Below are 20,132 nucleotides of genomic sequence, written 5' to 3'. Positions count from 1 at the left end.
AATTACTTGGCCTTGCCCTGGTTGGCGACCGCCGCCTGGGCGGCGGCGATGGCGGCGGCGTCGCCCAGGTAGTAGTGACGCAGCGGTTTCAGGTTCTCGTCCAGCTCGTAGACCAGCGGCGTGCCGTTCGGGATGTTGAGGCCGACGATATCGCTGTCGCTGATGCCGTCGAGCATCTTGATCAGCGCGCGCAGGCTGTTGCCGTGGGCCGAAATGATGATCTTCTTGCCGGCCTTGATGGCCGGGGCGATGTCCTCGTCCCACACCGGCACCACGCGCGCCACGGTGTCTTTCAGGCACTCAGTCAGCGGGATCTGCGCCTTGGTCAGGCCGGCGTAGCGCGGATCGTTGAACGAGGCGCGGTCGTCGCCCTCTTCCAGCGCCGGCGGCGGCGTGTCGTAGCTGCGGCGCCAGACCAGCACCTGCTCGTCGCCGTACTTGGCGGCGGTCTCGCCCTTGTCCAGGCCCTGCAGGGCGCCGTAGTGACGCTCGTTCAGGCGCCAGTCGTTCTTGATTGGCAGATACATCATGTCCATCTCGTCCAGCGCCAGCCACAGCGTGCGCACCGCGCGCTTGAGCACCGAGGTGTAGGCCAGGTCGAAGGTGAAGCCACCTTCCTTGAGCAGCTTGCCAGCCTGCTTGGCCTCATTGATGCCTTTGTCGGTCAGGTCGACGTCGGTCCAGCCGGTGAAGCGGTTCGACAGGTTCCAGGTGGATTCGCCATGGCGCATGAAAACGATTTTGTACATGAGGACTATCTTTTCAAGAAAAGGTGGAAAACCGGTAGTAAGAACTTCTAACAGCTTCTATTTTATAATGCGCGGATTAAGTTCAACCATTGGATTCCTGTGAAATTCTTCATTGATAACATTTTTTTGATCGCCATCGTACTGGTTTCCGCCGGCGCCCTGCTGTGGCCGTCGCTGACGGTGCGCGGCAAACGCGGCAGTCCGCAAGACATCACCATGTTGATTAATCGCGGTAAAGCCACCATTGTCGATGTACGCGACGCCAAGGACTATGCCGACGGTCACTTGCCTGACGCCAAGAATATCCCGCTGGCCGACCTCGACCAGCGTATCGGCGAACTGGACAAATTCAAGAGCCGCAGCCTGATCGTGGTCGGCAAGACCGACGCGCGCGCCTCGTCGGCCGCCGGCAAACTGGGCAAGGCGGGTTTCGCCGATGTGGTCAATCTGGAAGGTGGCGTTGCCGCTTGGCAAAAAGCCGGCCTGCCGCTGGTCAAAAAATAAGGAGGTCATCATGACTGCCGAAGTGATTATGTACACCACCGCCGTCTGCCCCTACTGCATCCGCGCCGAGCGGCTGCTGGAAGCCAAGGGCGTGACCGCGCTGAAGAAGATCCGCGTCGACCTCGACCCGGAGCAACGGATGACCATGATGCAAAAGACCGGTCGCCGCACCGTGCCGCAGATTTACATCGGCGACACCCATGTCGGCGGTTTTGACGATTTGTATGCGCTGGACCAAGCCGGGGGTTTGACCCCCTTGTTAAATGGCTAATGCACCTCATATGACTACGCGGGTCGGCAAAAGCTTTAAATCCATAATGGTTTTGATACAATTGCCTTCGCGTTTGATTTGCGCTGTCTTCTAGCCATACCAAGCAAACATCATCGAAACCACAACGAAAGCGTTCCATGTCTGAAGAAAATCTGCAACCAGTATTCCAAATCCAACGCGTCTACCTGAAAGATCTGTCGCTGGAACAACCTAATTCGCCGGCGATCTTCCTGGAACAGGAAGCCCCGAGCATCGAAGTGGCGCTGGATGTGGGCGCCGAACCGCTGGCCGATGGCATCTTCGAATCGACCGTGACCATCACCGTCACCGCCAAGGTCAAGGACAAAGTGGCGTTCCTGGTGGAAGGCAAGCAAGCCGGCATCTTCGAGGCGCGCAACATTCCGGAAGACCAGCTGGACCCACTGCTGGGCATCGGTTGCCCGAACATCGTCTACCCTTACCTGCGCTCGAACATCGCCGACGTGATCACCCGCGCCGGCTTCCCACCAGTGCATCTGGCGGAAATCAACTTCGAAGTGTTCTACCAGCAGCGTCAACAAGCAATCGTTGAAGCCGCGGCCCAGGCCCCAGCCGCCGACGCGACCCACTAAGCGTTCGCCGCAACACCCCGCCGCCGGGCAACGCGTCCGGCGGCAGTTTTATTTTCAAGGTAAGCCATGACATTTCCCCGTTTGATCGCTGCGCTGACCATGACGCTGGCCACCACCGCCAGCCAGGCCTACGACTTCAAATCGGTCGGCGCCGCGCCCGTCATCCTGTACGACGCGCCGTCCACCAAAGGGGGCAAACTGTTCGTCGTGCCGCGCGGCGCCCCGCTGGAGGTGGTGCTGGCCTATGGCGAATGGCTCAAAGTACGCGATGTCAACGGCGAGCTGGCCTGGACCGAGGCCAAGGGCCTGAGCGCCAAACGCACCGTCATCGTCAAGACGCCCAACCTGAAAGTCCGCGCCGCGCCGGAAGAAGCCGCCGCCGCCGTCTTTACCGCCGACAAGGGCGTGCTGCTGGAACTGAGCGAATCGGTGGCCGGCGGCTGGATCAAGGTGCGTCACCGCGACGGCCTGATCGGTTTCGTCAAACAATCCGAAGTCTGGGGCATATAATTGCCGTAGCGGCGCCCTCCCTGCGCGCCGAATGAGATTCCATGCAAGAAAAGACTAGCAAACAAGCGGGCCTCGCCCGCAAGGTGAGCGTGCTCGGCGCGGGCGCCTGGGGCACCGCCGTGGCCATGGCGCTGGCGCAACGCCACGACGTGCTGCTGTGGGGCCGTAACGCCGCCGCGCTGGAAACCATGCGCGCGACGCGCGAGAGCAGCTATCTGCCCGGCTATATTTTCCCCGCCGGTCTGCAAGTGGCGGCCGATTTCGACGCCGCGCTGGCCCATGTGGCCGAACCCGGCAGCCTGCTGATCGCCGCCTGCCCGGTGGCCGGTCTGCGTCCGCTGCTGGGCCAGCTGAAAGGCCGGCCGATTCCGAATCTGGTCTGGCTGTGCAAGGGCTTTGAATACGACACCGGCCTGCTGCCGCACCAGATCGTGCGCGAAGTGTTGGGCGACACCGTCGCCGGCGGCGCGCTGTCCGGCCCATCGTTCGCGCAGGAAGTGGCCAGGGGCCTGCCGTGCGCGCTGACCATCGCCTCGGCGTCGGCGGCGCTGCGCGCCTGCGTGGTGGAAACCGCGCACGGCGGCAATATGCGCGTGTATTCGAGCGAAGACCTGGCTGGGGTGGAAGTTGGCGGCGCGGTGAAAAACGTGCTGGCCATCGCCACCGGCGCGGCGGACGGCCTGGGCCTGGGTCTGAATGCGCGCGCCGCGCTGATCACGCGCGGCCTGGCGGAAATCACCCGCCTCGGCGTGGCCCTGGGCGGCCAGACCGAAACCTTCATGGGTCTGACCGGCATGGGCGACCTGATTCTGACCTGCACCGGCGACCTGTCGCGCAACCGCCGCGTCGGCCTCGGGCTGGCGCAGGGCAAGGCGCTGGATGTCATCGTGCAGGAGCTGGGCCATGTGGCCGAGGGCGTGCCTTGCGCCAAGGCCGTGCGCGAGCTGGCCGCCAGGCTGGGCGTCGAGATGCCGATCACCAACGCCGTGGCCGGCGTGCTGTTCGACGGCGACCAGCCGCAAGCGATGGTCGCCCGCCTGCTGTCGCGCGATCCAAAAGGCGAGTAGGCGGGCGCTTTCTTTCCTAATCCGGCTGCCGCGTGCGCCCGGCGTAGGTCAGGCGGTACAGCAACGGCAGCACCAGCAGCGTCAACGCGGTGGACGACAGAATGCCGCCAATCACCACCGTCGCCAATGGCCGCTGCACCTCCGCCCCGGTGCCGGTGGCGATCGCCATTGGAATGAACCCCAGCGACGCCACCAGCGCCGTCATCAGCACCGGCCGCAGCCGCGATAGCGCGCCTTCACGGATCGCCTGCTCAACAGTCCGCCCCTCATCCCGTAATTTGCGAATCGCGGAAATCAGCACCAGCCCATTCAGCACCGCCACCCCGGACAGCGCGATAAAGCCCACCGCCGCCGAGATCGACAACGGAATGCCGCGCAACGCCAGTGCCGCCAGGCCGCCGGTCAGCGCGAACGGAATACCGCTGAACACCAGCAAACCATCCTTCAGATTGCCGAACATGGCGAACAGCAGCAGCATCACCAGCGCCAGCGCCGCCGGCACGACGATACGCAAACGCTGCGCGGCCGATTGCAGCTGCTCGAACTGGCCACCCCACGCGGTCCAGTAGCCGGCCGGGATACTCACCTCTTGCAGCTTGCGCTCCGCCTCGGCGACGAAGGAACCGATATCGCGTCCACGCACATTGGCGCTGATGACCACGCGCCGCTTGCCGTTCTCGCGGCTGATCTGGTTCGGTCCCGGCGCCACGTTGAAGGTCGCCACCTCGCCCAGCGGGATGAAATGCGTGGCACCGTTGGCGGCGGCCGGCAGCGGCAAGGGCAAGCGCCGCATCGCCTCCAGATCGCCGCGCAGCGACTCCGGCAGCCGCACCACGATGTCGAAGCGGCGGTCGCCCTCGAACATGGTGCCCGCCTCCTTGCCACCGACCGCCGTCGCCACCACGTCCTGCACGTCGATGACGTTGAGGCCATAGCGCGCGGTCCTGGCGCGGTCGATGTCGATGGTCAGCACCGGCAAGCCGCTGGTCTGCTCGACCTTCACCTCCTGCGCGCCCGCCACCTTGCCCAGCATGGTGGCGATGCGCGCGGCGGTGGCGTTGAGCACCTGGTCGTCGTCGCCAAACAGCTTGACGGCGACATCGCTGCGCACGCCCGATATCAGCTCGTTGAAGCGCAGCTGGATCGGCTGCGAGAACTCGTAGGCGTTGCCCGGCAGTTGTTCCACCGTTTGCTGAATCGCCGCCAGCAGCTGCGCGCGCGTCTTCTTCGGCTTCGGCCACTGCGACTCCGGCTTCAGCATGATGTAGCCATCCGAGATATTCGGCGGCATCGGATCGGAAGCGATTTCCGCCGTGCCGGTGCGCGCGAACACGCGGTCGATCTCGGGGAACTGGCGCATCAGCGTGGTCTCGATCTGCTTCTGCATTTCCACCGATTGCGTCAGGCTGGTGCCGGGAATGCGCAAGGTCTGCATGGCGATGTCGCCCTCGTTCAGCGACGGCACGAACTCGCTGCCCATGCGCGTCGCCAGCAGCAGCGACAGCGCCACCGCGATGCCGGCAAAGCTCAGCACCACCGGCGTGTTGGCCAGCGCGCGCTCCAGCAGCGCGCCATACCAGCCGTTGATGCGGCGCGTCTCCTTCTCCACCACGTTGTCGCCGATGAACAGCGCCACGGCGGCGGGGATGAAGGTGATCGACAGCAGCATGGCGCCGGCCAGCGCCATCACCACCGTCAGCGCCATCGGGTGGAACATGCGGCCCTCGACACCGGTCAGCGCGAAGATCGGCAGGTAGACCACCATGATGATCAATTGCCCGAACAGCAGCGGCCTGCGCGACTCCTTGGCCGCCGCGAAGACCTCCTCGAACTTTTCGGCGCGTGTCAGCGGACGGCCCAGCGCCGCCTGCGCATGGGCCAACCGCCGCACGCAGCTTTCGACGATGACCACCGCGCCATCGACAATGATGCCAAAGTCCAGCGCGCCGAGACTGAGCAGGTTGGCGCTGACTTTGTAGGCGACCATGCCGCTGAAGGTGAACAGCATCGACAGCGGTATCACCATGGCGGTGATCAGTGCCGCGCGCAGATTACCGAGGAAGATGAACAGTACCGCGATCACCAGCACCGCGCCTTCCAGCAGGTTTTTCCTGACGGTGGCGATGGCTTTATCCACCAGCACCGTGCGGTCGTACACCGTGATCGCCACCACGCCCGGCGGCAGGCTGCGGTTGATCACCGCCATCTGCTGGTCCACCGCCTGCGAGACGGCGCGGCTATTCTGCCCGATCAGCATGAAGACGGTGCCCAGCACCACTTCGCGGCCGTTCTCGGTGGCGGCGCCGGTGCGCAGTTCGCGGCCGATATCAACATCGGCCACGTCGCGCACGCGCACCGGCACACCGTTCGCGGTGCGCAGCACGATGTTGCGGATGTCCTCCAGCGAACGCACTTGTCCCGGCGCGCGCACCAGCAGCTGCTCGCCGCGCTTTTCGATATAGCCGGCGCCGGCGTTGCCGTTGTTGCGGTCCAGCGCCGTCAGCACATCCTGCAGCGTCAGGCCATACGAGGCAAGCCGCTGCGGCTGCGGCGCCACCTGATACTCCTTGGCGTAGCCGCCCATGGAGTTGATTTCCGTGACACCGGGTACGTTGCGCAACTGCGGTTTGACGATCCAGTCCTGAATCTCGCGCAAGTCGGTCGGCGTGTAGGGCGTGCCGTCGGGCTTCCTGGCGTCCGGTTTCGCTTCCACGGTCCACAGGTAGATTTCACCGAGGCCGGTGGAGACGGGCCCCATCGACGGCGTTACGCCTTGCGGCAGCTGGCCGCGCGCCTCCTGCAAGCGCTCGCTGACCATCTGTCTGGCGAAGTAGATATCGGTGCCGTCCTTGAACACGACGGTGATCTGCGACAGGCCGTAGCGCGACAGCGAGCGCGTTTGCTCCAGCTTCGGCAGGCCGGCCAGCACCGTCTCCAACGGGAAGGTGACGCGCTGCTCGGTCTCCAGCGGCGAGTAACCCGGCGCCGAGGTATTGATCTGCACCTGCACGTTGGTGATGTCCGGCACGGCGTCGATGGGCAGCTTGTTGTAGCTGACGATGCCCAGCGCCGCCATCGCGGCCACCATGAGCAGGACCAGCCAGCGCTGGTCGATGGCGTAGCGGATGATACGTTCAAACATGGTCGTCTCCCGCGTTAATGCGCATGTTCGGCGCTGCCCTTGCCCAGTTCCGCCTTCAGCACGAAGCTGTTGGCGGCGGCATAGGTGGCGCCGGCTGGCAGGCCTTGAAGAATTTCGGTCAGCTTGCCGTCGCTGCGGCCCAGCGTGACCGGCTGCATGGCGAAGCCGTTGGCGTTGCGCACGAAGACGGCGGACTGGCCATCGACCGTCTGCACCGCGCCGGCGGCCACGGTGACGGCGGCGGTGCTCAGGCCCGATTGCACGTCGACGTTGACGAACAGGCCGGGACGCCAGGCGAGGGCCGGATTGGACAAGGCCACGCGGGCGTTGGCGGTGCGGGTCTGTTCACCCAGCAGCGCGCCGACGTAGATGATCTTGCCGCTGGCCTGCGCCTCAAACGCCGAGGCGCGTACGATGACCGTTTCGCCGACGCGCACGCGGTTCAGGTCTTGCGGCGGCACGGCGAATTCGGCCAGCACGGTGGACAGGTCGGAGATGGTGAAGACGTTGGCGTCTTCCCTGATCGCTTCGCCGAGGGCGAGGTGCTTTTCCATCACCACGCCGTCGAACGGCGCTCGCAGTTCCAGCTGATTGAGTTGTGCGCCCGCCGCCGCGCCGGCACCCAGCACGCTGAGTTTCTGCTTGGCGTTTTGCACGGCGATTTCGGCTTCGTTCATGGCCTGTCTGGCTTGCAGATAATCCTGTTCGGCGGAGATTTTGTCCTGCCACAGTTTGCGCTCGCGCTCCAGCGTGGTGCTGGCCAGCGCCAGCCGCCTGTGCGCCGACAGCAGCTCGCTGCGCTGTTCGGACAGCGCGCTGCTGGCCAGCACCGCCAGCAGTTGCCCGCGCTTGACGGTTTCGCCCAGGTCCGCATGCACGGCCACCACCACGCCGGCCAGCTTGGGGACGACGTGCGCGGTGCGATCTTCATTGAAGCGGATTTCGCCCGGCAGCGTGAGAATGGTGCTGATGTCCGCCGGACCGGCCTTCGCCAGCGCGATGCCGGCGGCCTTGATCTGCGCCTCGCTCAGCGTGATGGCCTCCGGCGCCGCGGCATGGGGTACGGCGGCAGCGCTGTCGCCAGGCGCGTGGCTGTCGTCGCCATGCGCGTCGCCGCCACGCGGCTTGAGGATGAGCGCCGCCAGCAGCAGCGCAATGCCCACCATGACGGCGATGGTGATTTTCTGTTTTTTATTCATGTTATTCATGTTCTGCTCCGAGAATGCGGGAGATGGCGGCCTGCGCGCGGTGCGCATCGGCCAGCGTGGTGAGATAGTGGGACTGTGCCTGCAACAGCGTGCGCTGCGCGTCCAGCACATCGAGGAAGCCGAACTTGCCGTACTCGAAACCGGTGCTGGCCGCATCATAGGCGCTCTGCGCGCCCGGCAGAATCTCGTCCTGCAACGCCAGGGCCTGGGCCCGCGCCGCCGCGTATTCCTCGCGCGCCGTCACCAGTTCCGCCTCCAGCCGCGCCGACGCCGCCGTTAGCCCGTCGCGTGCCTTGTCGACCTGCCGCGCCGTCGCCAGCACCGCGCCTTGATTGCGGTCAAACAGCGGCAGCGGCACCGACAGCCCAAACACCGCCTGCGACCGTCCCAGTTCCTCCGAGCGCTTGCTGCCGATATTGAGCGCCACATCCGGCATGCGACGCGACAGTTCCACCTTGGCCAGCGCCTGACGATGCTCCAGCTCCGCGCGCGCCACCTGCACCGCCGGCGCCTGCGCCAGCAAGGCGCGCTGCGCCGCCAGCGACGGCAACTCGGGCAGCACGCCGATCTCGCCGGACACCTGCTCAAAGCGCGGCGACGGATTGCCCCACAACGACGCCAGCTTCGCGCGCGTCGTCAGCAGCGTGCCGTGCGCCTTGATCAGCTCCAGCTTCACCGTGGATGCCGCCACCCGCGCACGCGTCTCCTCCACCGGCGACACCTTGCCCGCCACCACGCGCCGCCCGGTCGCCGTGGCCGCGCGCAACGCCAGCTCGGACGCCTGCCGCGCCAAGCGCAACTGCTCCTGCGCCGCCAGCACCGCAAACCAAGCGGCGGCGGTCTCCGCCCGCACCTCGGCCCGACGCTGCACCAGCGCCGCCGCCACGCCCTCGCGCCCGCGCTGCGCCGCCTGCACCCTCGCCGCGCGCTTGCCGCCCAGCTCCAGCGGCTGACTCAATTGAATCGTGGTCTCCCTGGTATCGCGCCGCGTATCGACGCGCTCCATGGTGAGCGAGGGGTTGGGCAGCAAGCCGGCCTGCCGCACCATGCCGTCCTCGGCCAGCAGATCATGGCGCGCCGCCGCCAGCTCGGGATGGGAACGATCCGCCAGCGTCAGCGCCGCGGGCAGCGTCAAAGGCACGGACGGCTCAACTTCGGCCAGCGCGCACGCCGGCCAAGCCGCTAACCATAGCGGCAATAACAATTTGTACATCGAATTCTCCGATTACTCCGATTAACAGGAAGGGAATTCGACGAGACGTGAAAGGGAAATAGAATCAGGCCTCGCCGCGTCAGGCGCGGCGGAACCAGTTGGGCCGTGGCGGCCCGTCGGCGATATAGGAGTGGTATTGCAGCGCGCCGGGTGGCGCAAACGCGGCGGCCGGCGCCACCGTCAGCAAGGCCCCGGCGGCCGGCACGGAAGCCTGCACCGCGTGATGGCATACCTCGCAGTCGCCATGCTTGGCCAGCTTGCTCTTGCCGGCGTCGTCATCCCCGGCTTGCGCCTGATGCGCGTGACCATGGTGGCCGAAGTGCGTGACCTTGCTCGACTCATGCTGACAATACACGGCCGCCATCGACCAGGAATACTGGATCGGCAAAATGGTCAGCAGCAGGATGAGCAGTAGCCTTTTCATCGGGCTATTGTAGCAGTCCGCCGCCGCCCGTGCTTTTTGCCACCGGGCGCGGGGTGACGTTACCCTTGCGCATGAAAATTATTTGCTGGAAAGCGCTCCGATCGACCTCAAGTAACACCCCTGTCATATCCAGTCGTTACCCTGTGGCCTTTTTCCAACTCCCCACGGACCACACCATGCAACTCCTTCCCGCCCGCCCCCTGATTCTGGCCCTGAGCATCGCCGCCGCGCTGAGCGCTTGCGGCGGTTCCGACAGTGACCAACCGCTGCTGATCCCAGCGGCGCCGGCCGACCAGGGCGCGGCGGAAGTGGCGCCCGTGCCCACGGTCACCGCCTTCGTCGACACCGCCGCCACCAACCAGCGCGGCGATGCCCACTTCGCCACGCTGTCCACCAACGCCGCCGTGCGCTTGCTGGGCGGCTTCCTCAACATCTGGAAACCGCTGACCGAAATCGTCGACGCCGGCGTCAGCGCGCCGGCCATCGACGGCTTCCCGGCCGTGGTGCCCTCGACCTGGAGCGGCGTACCGGGCGACGGCACGCCGGACGGCAAGGTGGTCAACGCCGCCATCCACCAGGCCAATATCGACTACGTCATCAAGGCCACCACCAACCGCACGCCGGAGCAGGCGGTGCAAGCCTACCTGGACGACCGCCGCGGCAAGGCCTACAGCATCAGCGACGGCATGGGTCCGCTGACGGCCGCCTGGCGCGCGTCCACCCAGCAGACCACCACCATCACCAGCGTGGCGGCCGACGCCACCACCAAGGTCTACAACGATGGCGGCAACAACACCGGCATCAGCGGCAGCGCCAACCCGACCTTCGGCGACGTGGTCGATCTGACCAACCTGATCGGCAACAACGCCTCGACCGAGCCATCCAAGCGCTTCTTCAAGTACGCGCGGCCATTCCGCTGGAGCACCAGCGTGCAGCTGCTGCCGGCGCTGGTGCCGGCCAAGAGCAGCACCCCGCCCACCGACGGCGGCTTCACCAGCGGCCACTCGGCCGAAGCCACCCGCGTGGCGGTGGCCATGGCCTACGCCGTGCCGGAACGCTTCCAGGAAATGCTCAGCCGTGGCCTGGAGCTGGGCGAAATGCGCATCATCGCCGGCATGCACTCGCCGCTGGACGTGCTGAGCGGCCGCATTCTTGGCCAGGCCAGCGCCGCCGCCAACCTCGCCGATCCGGCCAATCAGGCCAAGAAAGCCGCCGCCGTGGCCCAGGCGCACGCCACGCTGATGGCCGCCACCAACACCACCGCCGCCACCTTCGCCAGCTACGCGCAGTCCGGCACCACGGCCAACGACCGCTTCGCCGACTACGCCACCAACAAGGCCAACTACCTGCGCCGCAGCACCTACGGCTTCCCGCAGATCGCCGCCGCCAACGCGCCGGCCGTGGTGCCGAAGGGCGCCGAGGTGCTGCTGGAAACCCGTCTGCCGTACCTGGACCAGGGGCAACGCCGCGTGGTGCTGAAAACCACTGCGCTGCCGTCGGGCTACCCGGTGATGGACGACGCTGAAGGCTGGGGCCGCCTGAACCTGTTCGCCGCCGCCGACGGCTACGCCTCGTTCAGTGGCAACGTCACCATCGTCATGGACGCGGCCAAAGGCGGCTTCAACGCGGCCGACCGCTGGCGCAACGACATCAGCGGCTCGGGCAAGCTGATCAAGCAAGGCACGGGCACGCTGAAGCTGACCGGCGCCAACACCTGGACCGGCGGCACCGAGCTGACGGCCGGCACGCTGCAGGGCGACTCGGTGGCGGCGTTCGGCGCCGGCGATGTCTACAACAGCGGCGGCACACTGGTGGCCAACGCGCCAGCGGCGCTGAAGCTGAGCGGCAAGTACACCCAGCTGAGCGGCAACACCACGCTGGAACTGGACGTTGGCGGCGCCGCCGCCGGCAGCCAGGGCACGCTGATGGTGGGCGGCACCGCCACCATCGCCGGTGGCACGCTGCGCATCAAGTTCGCCAACGGCTACAAGCCGAAGGCCGGCGACGTGCTGAACGTGATCACGGCCGGCAGCCTGAAAGGCCGGTTCGGCACCATTACCGTGGACGGCTTCGGCACCGTGACCGCCAACTATAGCGGCAACGCGCTGAGCCTCACGCTGGGCTAAGCGGCATGGCCGACGCATCGTCCGCTAGCAACCGGACGATGCGTCAATCTGGTCAATATCAGTACCACCGGCAACATTCCGCAGTATGATGAGGCATCGTTCCCCTCGCCGACCGCGCCATGAACCAAGCCGAACTCGATCTCTTCAACGACAAGCTCGACGCCCACGCCAAGGAAGTCGAGCGCTTCCACGGCGAAGTGGCCAACGTCACGCGGCAGATCGCCAACTGTGACAAGCTGGTGCGGCTAGCCAACGCCGGTCTGAGCCAGATAGACGGCAAGATCGCCGAAGCGGTGCGGGTCAGCGCCGAAGCGCGGCAGATCGCCGACGTCGCCGCCGCGCAAGCCAGCGCCGCCGCCACCGTCGCCACGCAGGCGGCGGTCAGCGGCATGCTGGAGCAGATGCAGCAAGCCACCGAAGCGGCGCGCAAGACCAGCCTGTCGCTAAACATCCTGCAATTCAAGACCGGCGGCTGGATCGCCGTCTACACCGTCCTGGTGCTGGTGTGCTGCCTGGCCACCGGCGCGCTGACCAGCTGGGCGCTGCGTGGCAAGGCGCTGACGCCGGAGCAAGCCCACTACATCGAGCTGGGCAAAGCGCACCAAGCGCTGCTGGCCAACGCCAGCGAGCGCGAACTGAAACAGATCAACGCCATCCGCACCCGCCCGCCAAAATAAACCCCTGGGTTTAACGCTGGCCGGCCAGGCGGCGGATGACGGTGGTAAGGCGGTCGATCTCGTCGTGGGTGTTGTAGAACGCCAGCGACGGGCGGACCGTGGTTTCCACGCCGAAGCGGCGCAGGATCGGTTGCGCGCAGTGGTGGCCGGTGCGCACGGCGATGCCTTCGTCGTTCAGCGCGCGCCCCACTTCTTCGGTGCTGTGGCCGGCCAGCACGAAGGACATCACGCTGGCTTTGTCGGCCGCCGTGCCGATCAGCCGCACGCCGTTGATGCGCTTCAACTGTTCGGTGCCGTACTCCAGCAGTTGGTGCTCGTAGCGGGCGATGTTGTCGATGCCCACGCGGTTGACGTAGTCGATGGCCGCGCCCAGGCCGACGGCGTCGGCGATGTTGCCGGTGCCGGCTTCGAATTTGTTGGGAATCGGCTGGAATACCGTCTTTTCAAATGTGACGTCGGCAATCATGTTGCCGCCGCCCTGCCATGGCGGCATGTCTTCCAGCACTTCCCGCTTGCCCCACACCACGCCGATGCCGGTCGGGCCAAACACTTTGTGGCCGGAGAAGACGAAGAAGTCGGCGCCCAGCTCTTGCACGTCCACCCGCATGTGCGAGATCGATTGCGCGCCGTCGACCAGCGTCCTGACCCCGGCACGCCGCGCGAGGGCGACGATTTCCTTGATCGGCGTAACCGTGCCCAGCGCGTTCGACACCTGCGTCACGGCCACCAGCTTGGTGCGCGCGTTGAGCAGCTGGCGGTATTCGTCGAGCAGGATCTGGCCGCTGTCATCGACCGGAATCACGCGCAGCAGGGCGCCCTTGGCGGTGGCCAGTTGCTGCCACGGGACGATGTTGGCGTGGTGCTCCAGATGCGAGACGATGATTTCATCCCCTTCGCCGATGTGTTGCGCGCCCCAGCTTTTCGCCACCAGGTTGATCGCCTCCGTGGTGCCGCGCACGAAGATGACTTCGTTCACATCAGGGGCGTTGATGAAGCGCTGGACCCGCTCACGCGCGCCCTCGTAGGCATCCGTGGCGCGCGCCGCCAGTTCGTGCGCGGCGCGGTGGATGTTGGAGTTTTCGTGCGTGTAGAAGTGGCTGATGCGGTCGATCACCGATTGCGGCTTGTGCGTGGTGGCGGCGTTGTCGAACCACACCAGTTGGCGACCGTTGACACGCTCTTGCAGGATCGGGAAGTCGCGGCGTATCGCGTGCACGTCGAACGGCGGGTGACGGTCGATGACCGACGCCGCCCCCGGCAAGCCGGCGCCAGCATAGCCGTGGCGCTCGTTGAGGAAGTAAAACGGCGATGCGCCGTCGCGCGAGGGCGCATCGGCGACCGGCAATACTGGCACACCGGGCAGGCCCAGCACCGCGCCGCCGATGCGCGGCTCATACGCCGGCAGCGTGCTGTAGACCTTGTCCGGCACGCCATTGCCGGCCGGCGCCACCGGCGCCAGCGCCGGCACCCGATTGCCGAGCGACAGCACCGGCGTGGGCGAGGCCGGCAGCAGGTTGGCGCCCGGCAGCTGGCCTTGCGGAATCGGCGTGCCGGGCACGTTCGGGCCGAGTCCGGCCGGACTGACCAGCGGCGACCCCGGCGGCGCGATATTGACCGGCGCCTGCGTGCCCGGCACGTCGGGCACACCAGGCGCCGCCTGGAACAGCGCGTTGGCCAGCCGCGCCAGCGCCACCGGATCGAACGGCGCGCCGTCCGGCTGGTAAGAAGTTGGATGGCTCACGGCGCGCCTTATTTATAGGTGTCTGGATAGTCGTGGTACTTGCCGATTTCCACATCGTCAAGCACGGCCAGCGCGTCCGGCGTCAGCACCGCCAGCGAGCAATACAGCGAAATCAGGTAGGACGAAATCGCGTGGTTGTTGATGCCCATGAAGCGCACCGACAACCCCGGACTCTGCTCGCCCGGCAGCCCCGGCTGGAACAGGCCGACCACCCCCTGGCGCTTGTCGCCCACGCGCAGCAGGATGATCTTCGATTTGCCATCGGCCACAGGCACCTTGTCCGACGGAATCAGCGGAATGCCGCGCCAGGTGATGAACTGCGAACCGAACGGGCTGATGGTCGGCGGCGGCGTGCCACGGCGGGTCGCCTCGCGACCGAAGGCGGCGATCGCCAGCGGATGGGTCAGGAAGAAGGCCGGCTCTTTCCACACCTTGGTCAGCAGCTCGTCCAGATCGTCCGGGGTCGGCGCGCCGGTCAGCGGGAAGATGCGCTGCTCCTCGGTCACTTGCGCCAGCAGGCCGTAGTCGGGGTTGTTGATCAGTTCGGATTCCTGGTTTTCCTTGATGGTCTCGATGGTCAGGCGCAGCTGTTCCTTGATCTGGTCGTGCGGGCTGCTGTACAGATCGGACACGCGGGTGTGCACGTCCAGAATGGTCGAGACGGCATTGAGGAAATACTCGCGCGGCTGCTCCTCATAGTCGACATAGGTGCGCGGCAACTGGTTCTCCGCCTCGCGCGCGGTGCAGGTGACCTTGATCGCCTCCGGGTTCTTCACCTTGTTCAGGCGATAGATGCCGGCCTCCACCGGCACCCATTGCAGCAGATGCGTCAGCCAGCGCGGGCTGATGGTCGCCAGCTGCGGCGCGGTCTTGGTTGCGTTCGCTAATTGCCGCGCGGCGTTATCGCCCAGCGCCGTGGTTCCACCTACTGTTGCCGACATCATGACTCCCATCTGGATTGGTTAAAAAAATCTGGCGCGGCCAGTGTGCGGCGTGCCGCCCGCGGGCTCAACAGGCTATCGCCATCAAGACGGCGGCCGGCGCAGGCGTTCGCCGTGCAGCAGCAGCGCGGCGGGCGTCAGCTGGAGCGCGGTGGCCAGCTTCTCCACCGTCACCAGCGACGCGATCACCAGGCCGCGCTCGATCTCGCCGATGTAGGAGCGGTTCAGGTCGGAATACTCGGCCAGCCGCTCCTGCGACCAGCCCTGCGCCTCGCGCAGCTGACGCACGCCGAGGCCGAAGCCCTGCACCAGCGTGCGGGCGATCGCCAGCGGCGCCGTCATGCGGCACCGATGCCGTTGGCCAGCGCGCCCTCGCGCGAGGCGGCCTGCGCCACGCGGCCGCCGGCCGGCACGTCGTGCGTCAGCCACACATTGCCGCCGATGACGGCGCCCCGGCCGAGCGTGATGCGGCCGAGTATCGTGGCGCCGGCGTAGATCACCACATCGTCCTCGACCACCGGATGGCGCGGCAAGCCCTTCTGCAGATTGCCTTCGGCGTCGGTCGGGAAGCGCTTGGCGCCCAGCGTCACCGCCTGGTACAGGCGCACGCGCTCGCCGATGACGGCGGTCTCGCCGATCACCACGCCGGTGCCATGGTCGATGAAGAAGCCGGCGCCGATGCGCGCGCCCGGGTGGATGTCGATGCCGGTGGCGGCATGCGCCAGTTCGGCCACGATGCGCGCCAGCAGCGGCAGGCCCAGCGTGTACAGCGTGTGCGCCAGACGGTAATGGATCATCGCCAGCACGCCCGGATAGCACAGCAGCACCTCGTCGACACTGCCGGCGGCCGGGTCGCCCTGGTAGGCGGCCAGCACATCGCTATCGAGCAGCGTGCGGACGCCGGGCAAGGCGGCGGCGAAACGGCGCACGGCGGCCAGCGCCTGCTCGTCGATCGCGTGACGGCCGCCGTCGCCGACACTGGCGTGATAGGTCAGCTCGCGCTTGACCTGATGCAGCAGCGCATGCAGCGCCGCGTCCAGCGCGTGGGCGACGTGGAAATCCTCGCTCTCCTGGCGCAGGTCGGGTGGTCCGAGGCGCATGGGGAACAGCACGCCCTTGAGCGAATCGATGATCGACGCCAGCGCGTCGCGCGATGGAAAGGCACGGTTGCCGGCCTCGCTGTTGCGGCTTTGCGTCTGGCGCCAGTTGTGGCGCACCGCGTGCAGCGACTGCACGATGCCGGTGATGTCGAAGGTGGCCATGGCGGATCAGTCCTGTACCCAAGGCAGGCCATGGAAGCGCCAGCCGTCGGCCTTGCCGCGCTGCTGCAGCGGGTCGAGGTCGCCCTCAAAGCCCTCCAGCACATTGAAGACATTGGTCAGGCCGGCCTTGGCGGCGGCCTCCGCCGCCAGCACCGAGCGCTTGCCGCTGCGGCACAACAGCAGCGCGACGGCGTCCTTGCCGCCGATGCGGGCTTCCAGTTCGCGGGCGAAACGGGGATTACGGGTCAGCGCCGTGCCGGTGGCCCAGGCCACATGCAGACTGTCCGGCACATGGCCGACGAACTTGCGCTCCTCGGCGGTGCGCACATCGACCAGCAGCGCCTGACCGGATGAGAACAGCTGCCAGGCGACGGCCGGCGGCACGCCGCCAGCATACGGCAGGCCCGACGCTTCAGCGTGGGATTTGATGGCTGCCAGTTGCTGCGGCAGATCGAGGACTTCTGACATGGAACACCTTTGTGCGTTGGTGGCGATAGACACCAGCATACGATTCGTTAAAACCAAACAAAACGAATAAAAACAACTTCACAAAGGTGGAAAAGTTATAAGGAGAGGGCCGCGTCCGGCGAATCGCCAACGCAACCTGGGTCGCCGCTTGCGCGGGGACCCAGGGAAGGCTTAGTGGACTGCTTTGGCGCGGATCTTGGCGACGTCGCGTTCGGCGACGCTGTCGCCGGTGTTGGTCCAGCCCTGGCGCAGGAAGGTCGCCAGCGTCGCCACTTCGGCGTCACTCAAGCGGCGCGAGAAGCCCGGCATCACCAGGATCGACGGCGCCTTCGCGGTCGACGGCGTGCGCGCGCCGTGCAGGATGACGTTGACCAGCGCGGTCGGATTATCGGCGTTGATCACGGTGGCGCCATCGAGCTCCGGGAACACGCGCGAGGCACCCTTGCCGTTCACGAAGTGGCACGCCGAACAGTTGTCCAGGTACAGCCGTTCACCCAGCTTCAGGTTGACGGCGGCGGTCAGCTTGCGCGCGGTCTCGTCCCGGCCCTGCGGCTTGACGGCGGGACCGCGTGGCGGCACCGGCGGCAAGGCCTTCAGGTAGGCGGCGATGGCGCCCAGGTCGTCTTCACGCAGGTGCGACGTGCTGTGCTCGACCACGGCGGTCATCTCGCCCGCCACCGCCGCACCGTGGTTGCGGCCGGTCTGCAGGTAGTCGACGATCTGCGCCTCGCTCCAGCGCGGCAGGCCGCGCAGCGATGGCACCGGCCAGTCGTTCAGTTCGCCACCGGCGAGGAAGCTGGCCTGGCCGCTGTTGCTGGCCTTTTCGTTCATCGCGAAGCCGCGTGGCGTGTGGCAGCTGGAGCAGTGGCCCAGGCCTTCCACCAGATACGCGCCCTGCTTGACCTTGTCGCTCCAGCCGGCTTGCGCCACGAACGGCTTGGTGTCGGCGAAGAAGTAGTTCCACAGGCCCATGCCCCAGCGCAGATTGAACGGGAAGCTCATCCTGGTGGCCGGCGGCGTGAAGTTCGAGGCCGTCACGCCCGACTGGAAGAAGGCGTACAGCGCCTTCATGTCGGCGTCGCTGACCTTGGCGTAGCTGGTGTACGGCATGGCCGGATACAGGTGTGTGCCATCCGGCTTCACGCCTTTGCGCACGGCGTCCGAGAACTGCTGCTCGGTGTAGCCGCCGATGCCCTTCTGCTTGTCCGGCGTGATGTTGGTCGAGTAGATGATGCCGTGACCGCTATCGATCGCCAGGCCGCCGGCAAAGGCCGGCTTGCCCGCCGCGCTGTGGCAGGCGATGCAGTCGCCAGCGCGCGCCAGATACGCGCCGCGCTGGATCAGCGCCGGGTCCGGGGCGGCGTGAACGGCGGCGCCGGCCAGCGCCAGCACCGCCGTGGTGAGGAATTGCGTCAGTTTGTTGTTCATACTTGCACCAGCGGGCCAGGGTTTTTCAGGTATTGCTTCTTGATCGCTTCGGCGGCGAACAGCGTGATGGCGCCGATGGTCGCGGTCGGATTGGCCTGGAAGTTCTGCGGGAAGGCGTTGCCGCCCGGTACGAACACATTGTGCACGTCCCACGATTGCAGATAGCGGTTCAGCGCCGAGTCGCGCGGCGAATCACCCATGACGGCGCCGCCGACGTTGTGGGTCGACACGTACTTGGTGATGTCCCAGTGCGAATCGAGCGCCAGGAAGTTTTCGCTGATATGGTCCGGCCCCAGTTCCTTGGCGATGCCGAGCACGATGTCGCGCAGATAGCGTTGCAGCTTCAGCTCGTTCTGACGCCAGTCGAAGGTCATGCGCAGCAGCGGCTGGCCCCAGGGGTCTTTGTAGTTCGGGTCCAGGTCCAGGTGGTGGCCGCGATACGACATGCAGGTGGTGGTGATGCCGATCTTCATCGAGCGGCCATACCAGTCGACCATGCCTTCCTTCCAGCCCTTGCCCCAGCCCGGCGTGCCCTTCGGCAGCGCGGTGCCGATCGGCGCGCCGGTCGCTTGCGAACTGTGGATCTTGGCGCCGCCGATGAAGCCCAGCTTGATGCCGTCCTCGAAGTTGCCTGGCGAGATGTCGTTGAACATTTCGCCGGTGGCGCCGGCGGTGGCGAACGGGTTGAAGTGCTTGTCCTTGAAGAACAGCGTGGCGTCGCCGTTGCTCAGGAAGGCGTAGTTGCGGCCGATGGTGCCGGTCTCGGTCAGCGGATTGTAGATCTGGCCGATGCCCGACAACATCATCAGGCGCACGTTGGCGAACTGGAAGCTGGACAGGATGACGATTTTGGCCGGCTGGAACACTTCGTTCTTGTGCTCGTCGACATAGGTAACGCCCTTGGCGGTCTTCTTGTCGGCGTGCAGGTCAACCCTGATGACGTTGGCGTTGGTGCGCATGCTGAAATTCGGCATGCGTTTGACCACGTCCAGAATGGTGGTCTGCGGCGAGGCCTTGGAGTAGTTCAGGCACGGGTACTTGGAGCAATAGCCGCAGTAATTGCAGGGCGCCAGTTGCGCGCCGTAGGGATTGGTCCACGCCTGCGACACGTTGGCCGATGGATTCGGGAATGGATGGTAGCCCATCTTCTTCGCGGTCGCGGCAAACAGCGAGCTGTTGTAGGTGTCGTGCAGCGCCGGCAGCGGATACGGGCTGGAACGCGGGCCCTCGAATGGATCGCCGCCCGGCTGGATCACGCCGTTCAGGTTGCCGGTGTTGCCGGACAGGCCGCAGATCTTGTCGAACTTGTCGAAGCATGGCTCAATCTCCTCCCAACTGAACGGGAAGTCCTTGATGCGCATGTCCGGGTCCAGCGTGCCGCGCTTGTAGGCGTGGTCGGCGTAGGTCTTGAGCTTGATGTCGGTGGTGGTCGGACGGATCAGCACGCCGGTCCAGTGCAGGCCGGAACCGCCGACGCCGGTGCCGGGCGCGAACGCGCCCCACTTGCGGGTCGGCAGCGCGGTTTCGCTGTCGTTGTAGCGCACCGTCAACGCGGCGTCGCGCGGGGTGGCGAAGACCTTGTTGCGGATCGCGTAAGCGTATTGGTCGGCAGGTTTCGGGTAAGCGAAATCTTCCGGCGGACGGTCCGGGCCGCGCTCCAGCGCGCGCACTTTCAGACCTTCCTTGGCCAGTTCGATGGCCATGATCGAGCCGGCCCAGCCGAGGCCGACGATGACGACGTCGACTTCGTCGTTGCTAATGTTTGCCATGATGTTCTTTCTGTTCTTGAG

General features: G+C 66.1%; 19 protein-coding genes. 7 read left to right on the top strand and 12 right to left on the bottom strand.

Annotation, left to right across the window (positions count from 1 at the left end; genetic code table 11):
* Positions 1-2 precede the first annotated feature (2 nt).
* Positions 3-749, bottom strand: a complete 747-nt coding sequence (gene gpmA, locus GTP44_RS02420) for a 2,3-diphosphoglycerate-dependent phosphoglycerate mutase (RefSeq protein WP_160988216.1) — start codon at positions 747-749, stop codon at positions 3-5.
* A gap of 99 nt (positions 750-848) precedes the next feature.
* Here gpmA and GTP44_RS02415 point away from each other — a divergent pair, with 99 nt between their 5' ends.
* The 5 genes from GTP44_RS02415 to GTP44_RS02395 all read left to right on the top strand — a co-directional run bounded on the left by GTP44_RS02415 (position 849) and on the right by GTP44_RS02395 (position 3,712).
* Positions 849-1,253: a rhodanese-like domain-containing protein gene (locus GTP44_RS02415; RefSeq protein ID WP_160988217.1), complete on the top strand. Its 405-nt coding sequence runs from the start codon at positions 849-851 to the stop codon at positions 1,251-1,253.
* A gap of 10 nt (positions 1,254-1,263) precedes the next feature.
* On the top strand, positions 1,264-1,524 hold the full coding sequence (gene grxC, locus GTP44_RS02410) for a glutaredoxin 3 (protein WP_160988218.1): 261 nt from the start codon (positions 1,264-1,266) through the stop codon (positions 1,522-1,524).
* 137 nt (positions 1,525-1,661) lie between these two features.
* Complete coding sequence (secB, locus tag GTP44_RS02405) at positions 1,662-2,135, top strand: protein-export chaperone SecB (protein ID WP_160988219.1); 474 nt, start codon at positions 1,662-1,664, stop codon at positions 2,133-2,135.
* A 66-nt stretch (positions 2,136-2,201) separates the two neighbouring features.
* The gene (locus GTP44_RS02400; protein WP_160988220.1) at positions 2,202-2,645 is read left to right on the top strand and encodes an SH3 domain-containing protein; all 444 of its coding nucleotides are present in this window, start codon (positions 2,202-2,204) and stop codon (positions 2,643-2,645) included.
* A gap of 41 nt (positions 2,646-2,686) precedes the next feature.
* Entirely contained in the window at positions 2,687-3,712 is a 1,026-nt protein-coding gene (locus GTP44_RS02395; RefSeq protein ID WP_161018151.1) for an NAD(P)H-dependent glycerol-3-phosphate dehydrogenase, read from the top strand.
* Between the two features lie 16 nt (positions 3,713-3,728).
* Here the strand turns inward: GTP44_RS02395 and GTP44_RS02390 are convergent, their stop codons facing one another.
* From GTP44_RS02390 to GTP44_RS02375, 4 genes are all read right to left on the bottom strand, one after another.
* Entirely contained in the window at positions 3,729-6,854 is a 3,126-nt protein-coding gene (locus tag GTP44_RS02390) for an efflux RND transporter permease subunit (protein WP_161018150.1), read from the bottom strand.
* A 14-nt stretch (positions 6,855-6,868) separates the two neighbouring features.
* Entirely contained in the window at positions 6,869-8,053 is a 1,185-nt protein-coding gene (locus tag GTP44_RS02385) for an efflux RND transporter periplasmic adaptor subunit (protein ID WP_161018211.1), read from the bottom strand.
* A 1-nt stretch (position 8,054) separates the two neighbouring features.
* The gene (locus GTP44_RS02380) at positions 8,055-9,275 is read right to left on the bottom strand and encodes a TolC family protein (protein ID WP_161018149.1); all 1,221 of its coding nucleotides are present in this window, start codon (positions 9,273-9,275) and stop codon (positions 8,055-8,057) included.
* Positions 9,276-9,354: 79 nt separating this feature from the next.
* A complete protein-coding gene (locus GTP44_RS02375; RefSeq protein ID WP_160988224.1) occupies positions 9,355-9,699 on the bottom strand; it encodes a DUF2946 family protein in 345 nt (114 codons plus the stop codon).
* 176 nt (positions 9,700-9,875) lie between these two features.
* Here GTP44_RS02375 and GTP44_RS02370 point away from each other — a divergent pair, with 176 nt between their 5' ends.
* Positions 9,876-11,825: a phosphatase PAP2 family protein gene (locus GTP44_RS02370; RefSeq protein WP_161018148.1), complete on the top strand. Its 1,950-nt coding sequence runs from the start codon at positions 9,876-9,878 to the stop codon at positions 11,823-11,825.
* A 119-nt stretch (positions 11,826-11,944) separates the two neighbouring features.
* Complete coding sequence (locus GTP44_RS02365; protein ID WP_161018147.1) at positions 11,945-12,502, top strand: hypothetical protein; 558 nt, start codon at positions 11,945-11,947, stop codon at positions 12,500-12,502.
* 10 nt (positions 12,503-12,512) lie between these two features.
* Here GTP44_RS02365 and GTP44_RS02360 read toward each other — a convergent pair whose 3' ends face one another.
* The 7 genes from GTP44_RS02360 to GTP44_RS02330 all read right to left on the bottom strand — a co-directional run bounded on the left by GTP44_RS02360 (position 12,513) and on the right by GTP44_RS02330 (position 20,111).
* Complete coding sequence (locus GTP44_RS02360; RefSeq protein WP_371867127.1) at positions 12,513-14,243, bottom strand: family 2A encapsulin nanocompartment cargo protein cysteine desulfurase; 1,731 nt, start codon at positions 14,241-14,243, stop codon at positions 12,513-12,515.
* Between the two features lie 8 nt (positions 14,244-14,251).
* Complete coding sequence (locus tag GTP44_RS02355; protein ID WP_161018146.1) at positions 14,252-15,184, bottom strand: family 2A encapsulin nanocompartment shell protein; 933 nt, start codon at positions 15,182-15,184, stop codon at positions 14,252-14,254.
* A gap of 84 nt (positions 15,185-15,268) precedes the next feature.
* A complete protein-coding gene (locus tag GTP44_RS02350; RefSeq protein ID WP_160988229.1) occupies positions 15,269-15,526 on the bottom strand; it encodes a helix-turn-helix domain-containing protein in 258 nt (85 codons plus the stop codon).
* On the bottom strand, positions 15,523-16,446 hold the full coding sequence (epsC, locus tag GTP44_RS02345; RefSeq protein ID WP_161018145.1) for a serine O-acetyltransferase EpsC: 924 nt from the start codon (positions 16,444-16,446) through the stop codon (positions 15,523-15,525). Before epsC ends, GTP44_RS02350 begins: the two co-directional genes overlap by 4 nt.
* Before the next feature lie 6 nt (positions 16,447-16,452).
* Positions 16,453-16,914: a rhodanese-like domain-containing protein gene (locus GTP44_RS02340; protein ID WP_160988231.1), complete on the bottom strand. Its 462-nt coding sequence runs from the start codon at positions 16,912-16,914 to the stop codon at positions 16,453-16,455.
* Positions 16,915-17,085: 171 nt separating this feature from the next.
* Positions 17,086-18,342: a c-type cytochrome gene (locus tag GTP44_RS02335; protein ID WP_161018144.1), complete on the bottom strand. Its 1,257-nt coding sequence runs from the start codon at positions 18,340-18,342 to the stop codon at positions 17,086-17,088.
* On the bottom strand, positions 18,339-20,111 hold the full coding sequence (locus tag GTP44_RS02330) for a GMC family oxidoreductase (protein WP_161018143.1): 1,773 nt from the start codon (positions 20,109-20,111) through the stop codon (positions 18,339-18,341). Before GTP44_RS02330 ends, GTP44_RS02335 begins: the two co-directional genes overlap by 4 nt.
* Between the last annotated feature and the right edge of the window lie 21 nt (positions 20,112-20,132).

Origin of the sequence: Duganella lactea (genome assembly GCF_009857505.1) — a bacterium.
Classification (GTDB): domain Bacteria; phylum Pseudomonadota; class Gammaproteobacteria; order Burkholderiales; family Burkholderiaceae_D; genus Rugamonas; species Rugamonas lactea.
Note: the sequence above shows the minus strand (reverse complement) of the source record. Positions and strands in the feature narration are given on the sequence as shown.

What these genes read in the sequence shown, in the direction of transcription:
- gpmA (WP_160988216.1), bottom strand. Translation starts at nt 749, where the DNA reads ATGTACAAAATCGTTTTCATGCGCCATGGCGAATCCACCTGGAACCTG.
- grxC (WP_160988218.1), top strand. Translation starts at nt 1,264, where the DNA reads ATGACTGCCGAAGTGATTATGTACACCACCGCCGTCTGCCCCTACTGC.
- secB (WP_160988219.1), top strand. Translation starts at nt 1,662, where the DNA reads ATGTCTGAAGAAAATCTGCAACCAGTATTCCAAATCCAACGCGTCTAC.
- GTP44_RS02400 (WP_160988220.1), top strand. Translation starts at nt 2,202, where the DNA reads ATGACATTTCCCCGTTTGATCGCTGCGCTGACCATGACGCTGGCCACC.
- GTP44_RS02395 (WP_161018151.1), top strand. Translation starts at nt 2,687, where the DNA reads ATGCAAGAAAAGACTAGCAAACAAGCGGGCCTCGCCCGCAAGGTGAGC.
- GTP44_RS02390 (WP_161018150.1), bottom strand. Translation starts at nt 6,854, where the DNA reads ATGTTTGAACGTATCATCCGCTACGCCATCGACCAGCGCTGGCTGGTC.
- GTP44_RS02385 (WP_161018211.1), bottom strand. Translation starts at nt 8,053, where the DNA reads ATGAATAAAAAACAGAAAATCACCATCGCCGTCATGGTGGGCATTGCG.
- GTP44_RS02380 (WP_161018149.1), bottom strand. Translation starts at nt 9,275, where the DNA reads ATGTACAAATTGTTATTGCCGCTATGGTTAGCGGCTTGGCCGGCGTGC.
- GTP44_RS02375 (WP_160988224.1), bottom strand. Translation starts at nt 9,699, where the DNA reads ATGAAAAGGCTACTGCTCATCCTGCTGCTGACCATTTTGCCGATCCAG.
- GTP44_RS02370 (WP_161018148.1), top strand. Translation starts at nt 9,876, where the DNA reads ATGCAACTCCTTCCCGCCCGCCCCCTGATTCTGGCCCTGAGCATCGCC.
- GTP44_RS02365 (WP_161018147.1), top strand. Translation starts at nt 11,945, where the DNA reads ATGAACCAAGCCGAACTCGATCTCTTCAACGACAAGCTCGACGCCCAC.
- GTP44_RS02355 (WP_161018146.1), bottom strand. Translation starts at nt 15,184, where the DNA reads ATGTCGGCAACAGTAGGTGGAACCACGGCGCTGGGCGATAACGCCGCG.
- GTP44_RS02350 (WP_160988229.1), bottom strand. Translation starts at nt 15,526, where the DNA reads ATGACGGCGCCGCTGGCGATCGCCCGCACGCTGGTGCAGGGCTTCGGC.
- epsC (WP_161018145.1), bottom strand. Translation starts at nt 16,446, where the DNA reads ATGGCCACCTTCGACATCACCGGCATCGTGCAGTCGCTGCACGCGGTG.
- GTP44_RS02340 (WP_160988231.1), bottom strand. Translation starts at nt 16,914, where the DNA reads ATGTCAGAAGTCCTCGATCTGCCGCAGCAACTGGCAGCCATCAAATCC.
- GTP44_RS02335 (WP_161018144.1), bottom strand. Translation starts at nt 18,342, where the DNA reads ATGAACAACAAACTGACGCAATTCCTCACCACGGCGGTGCTGGCGCTG.
- GTP44_RS02330 (WP_161018143.1), bottom strand. Translation starts at nt 20,111, where the DNA reads ATGGCAAACATTAGCAACGACGAAGTCGACGTCGTCATCGTCGGCCTC.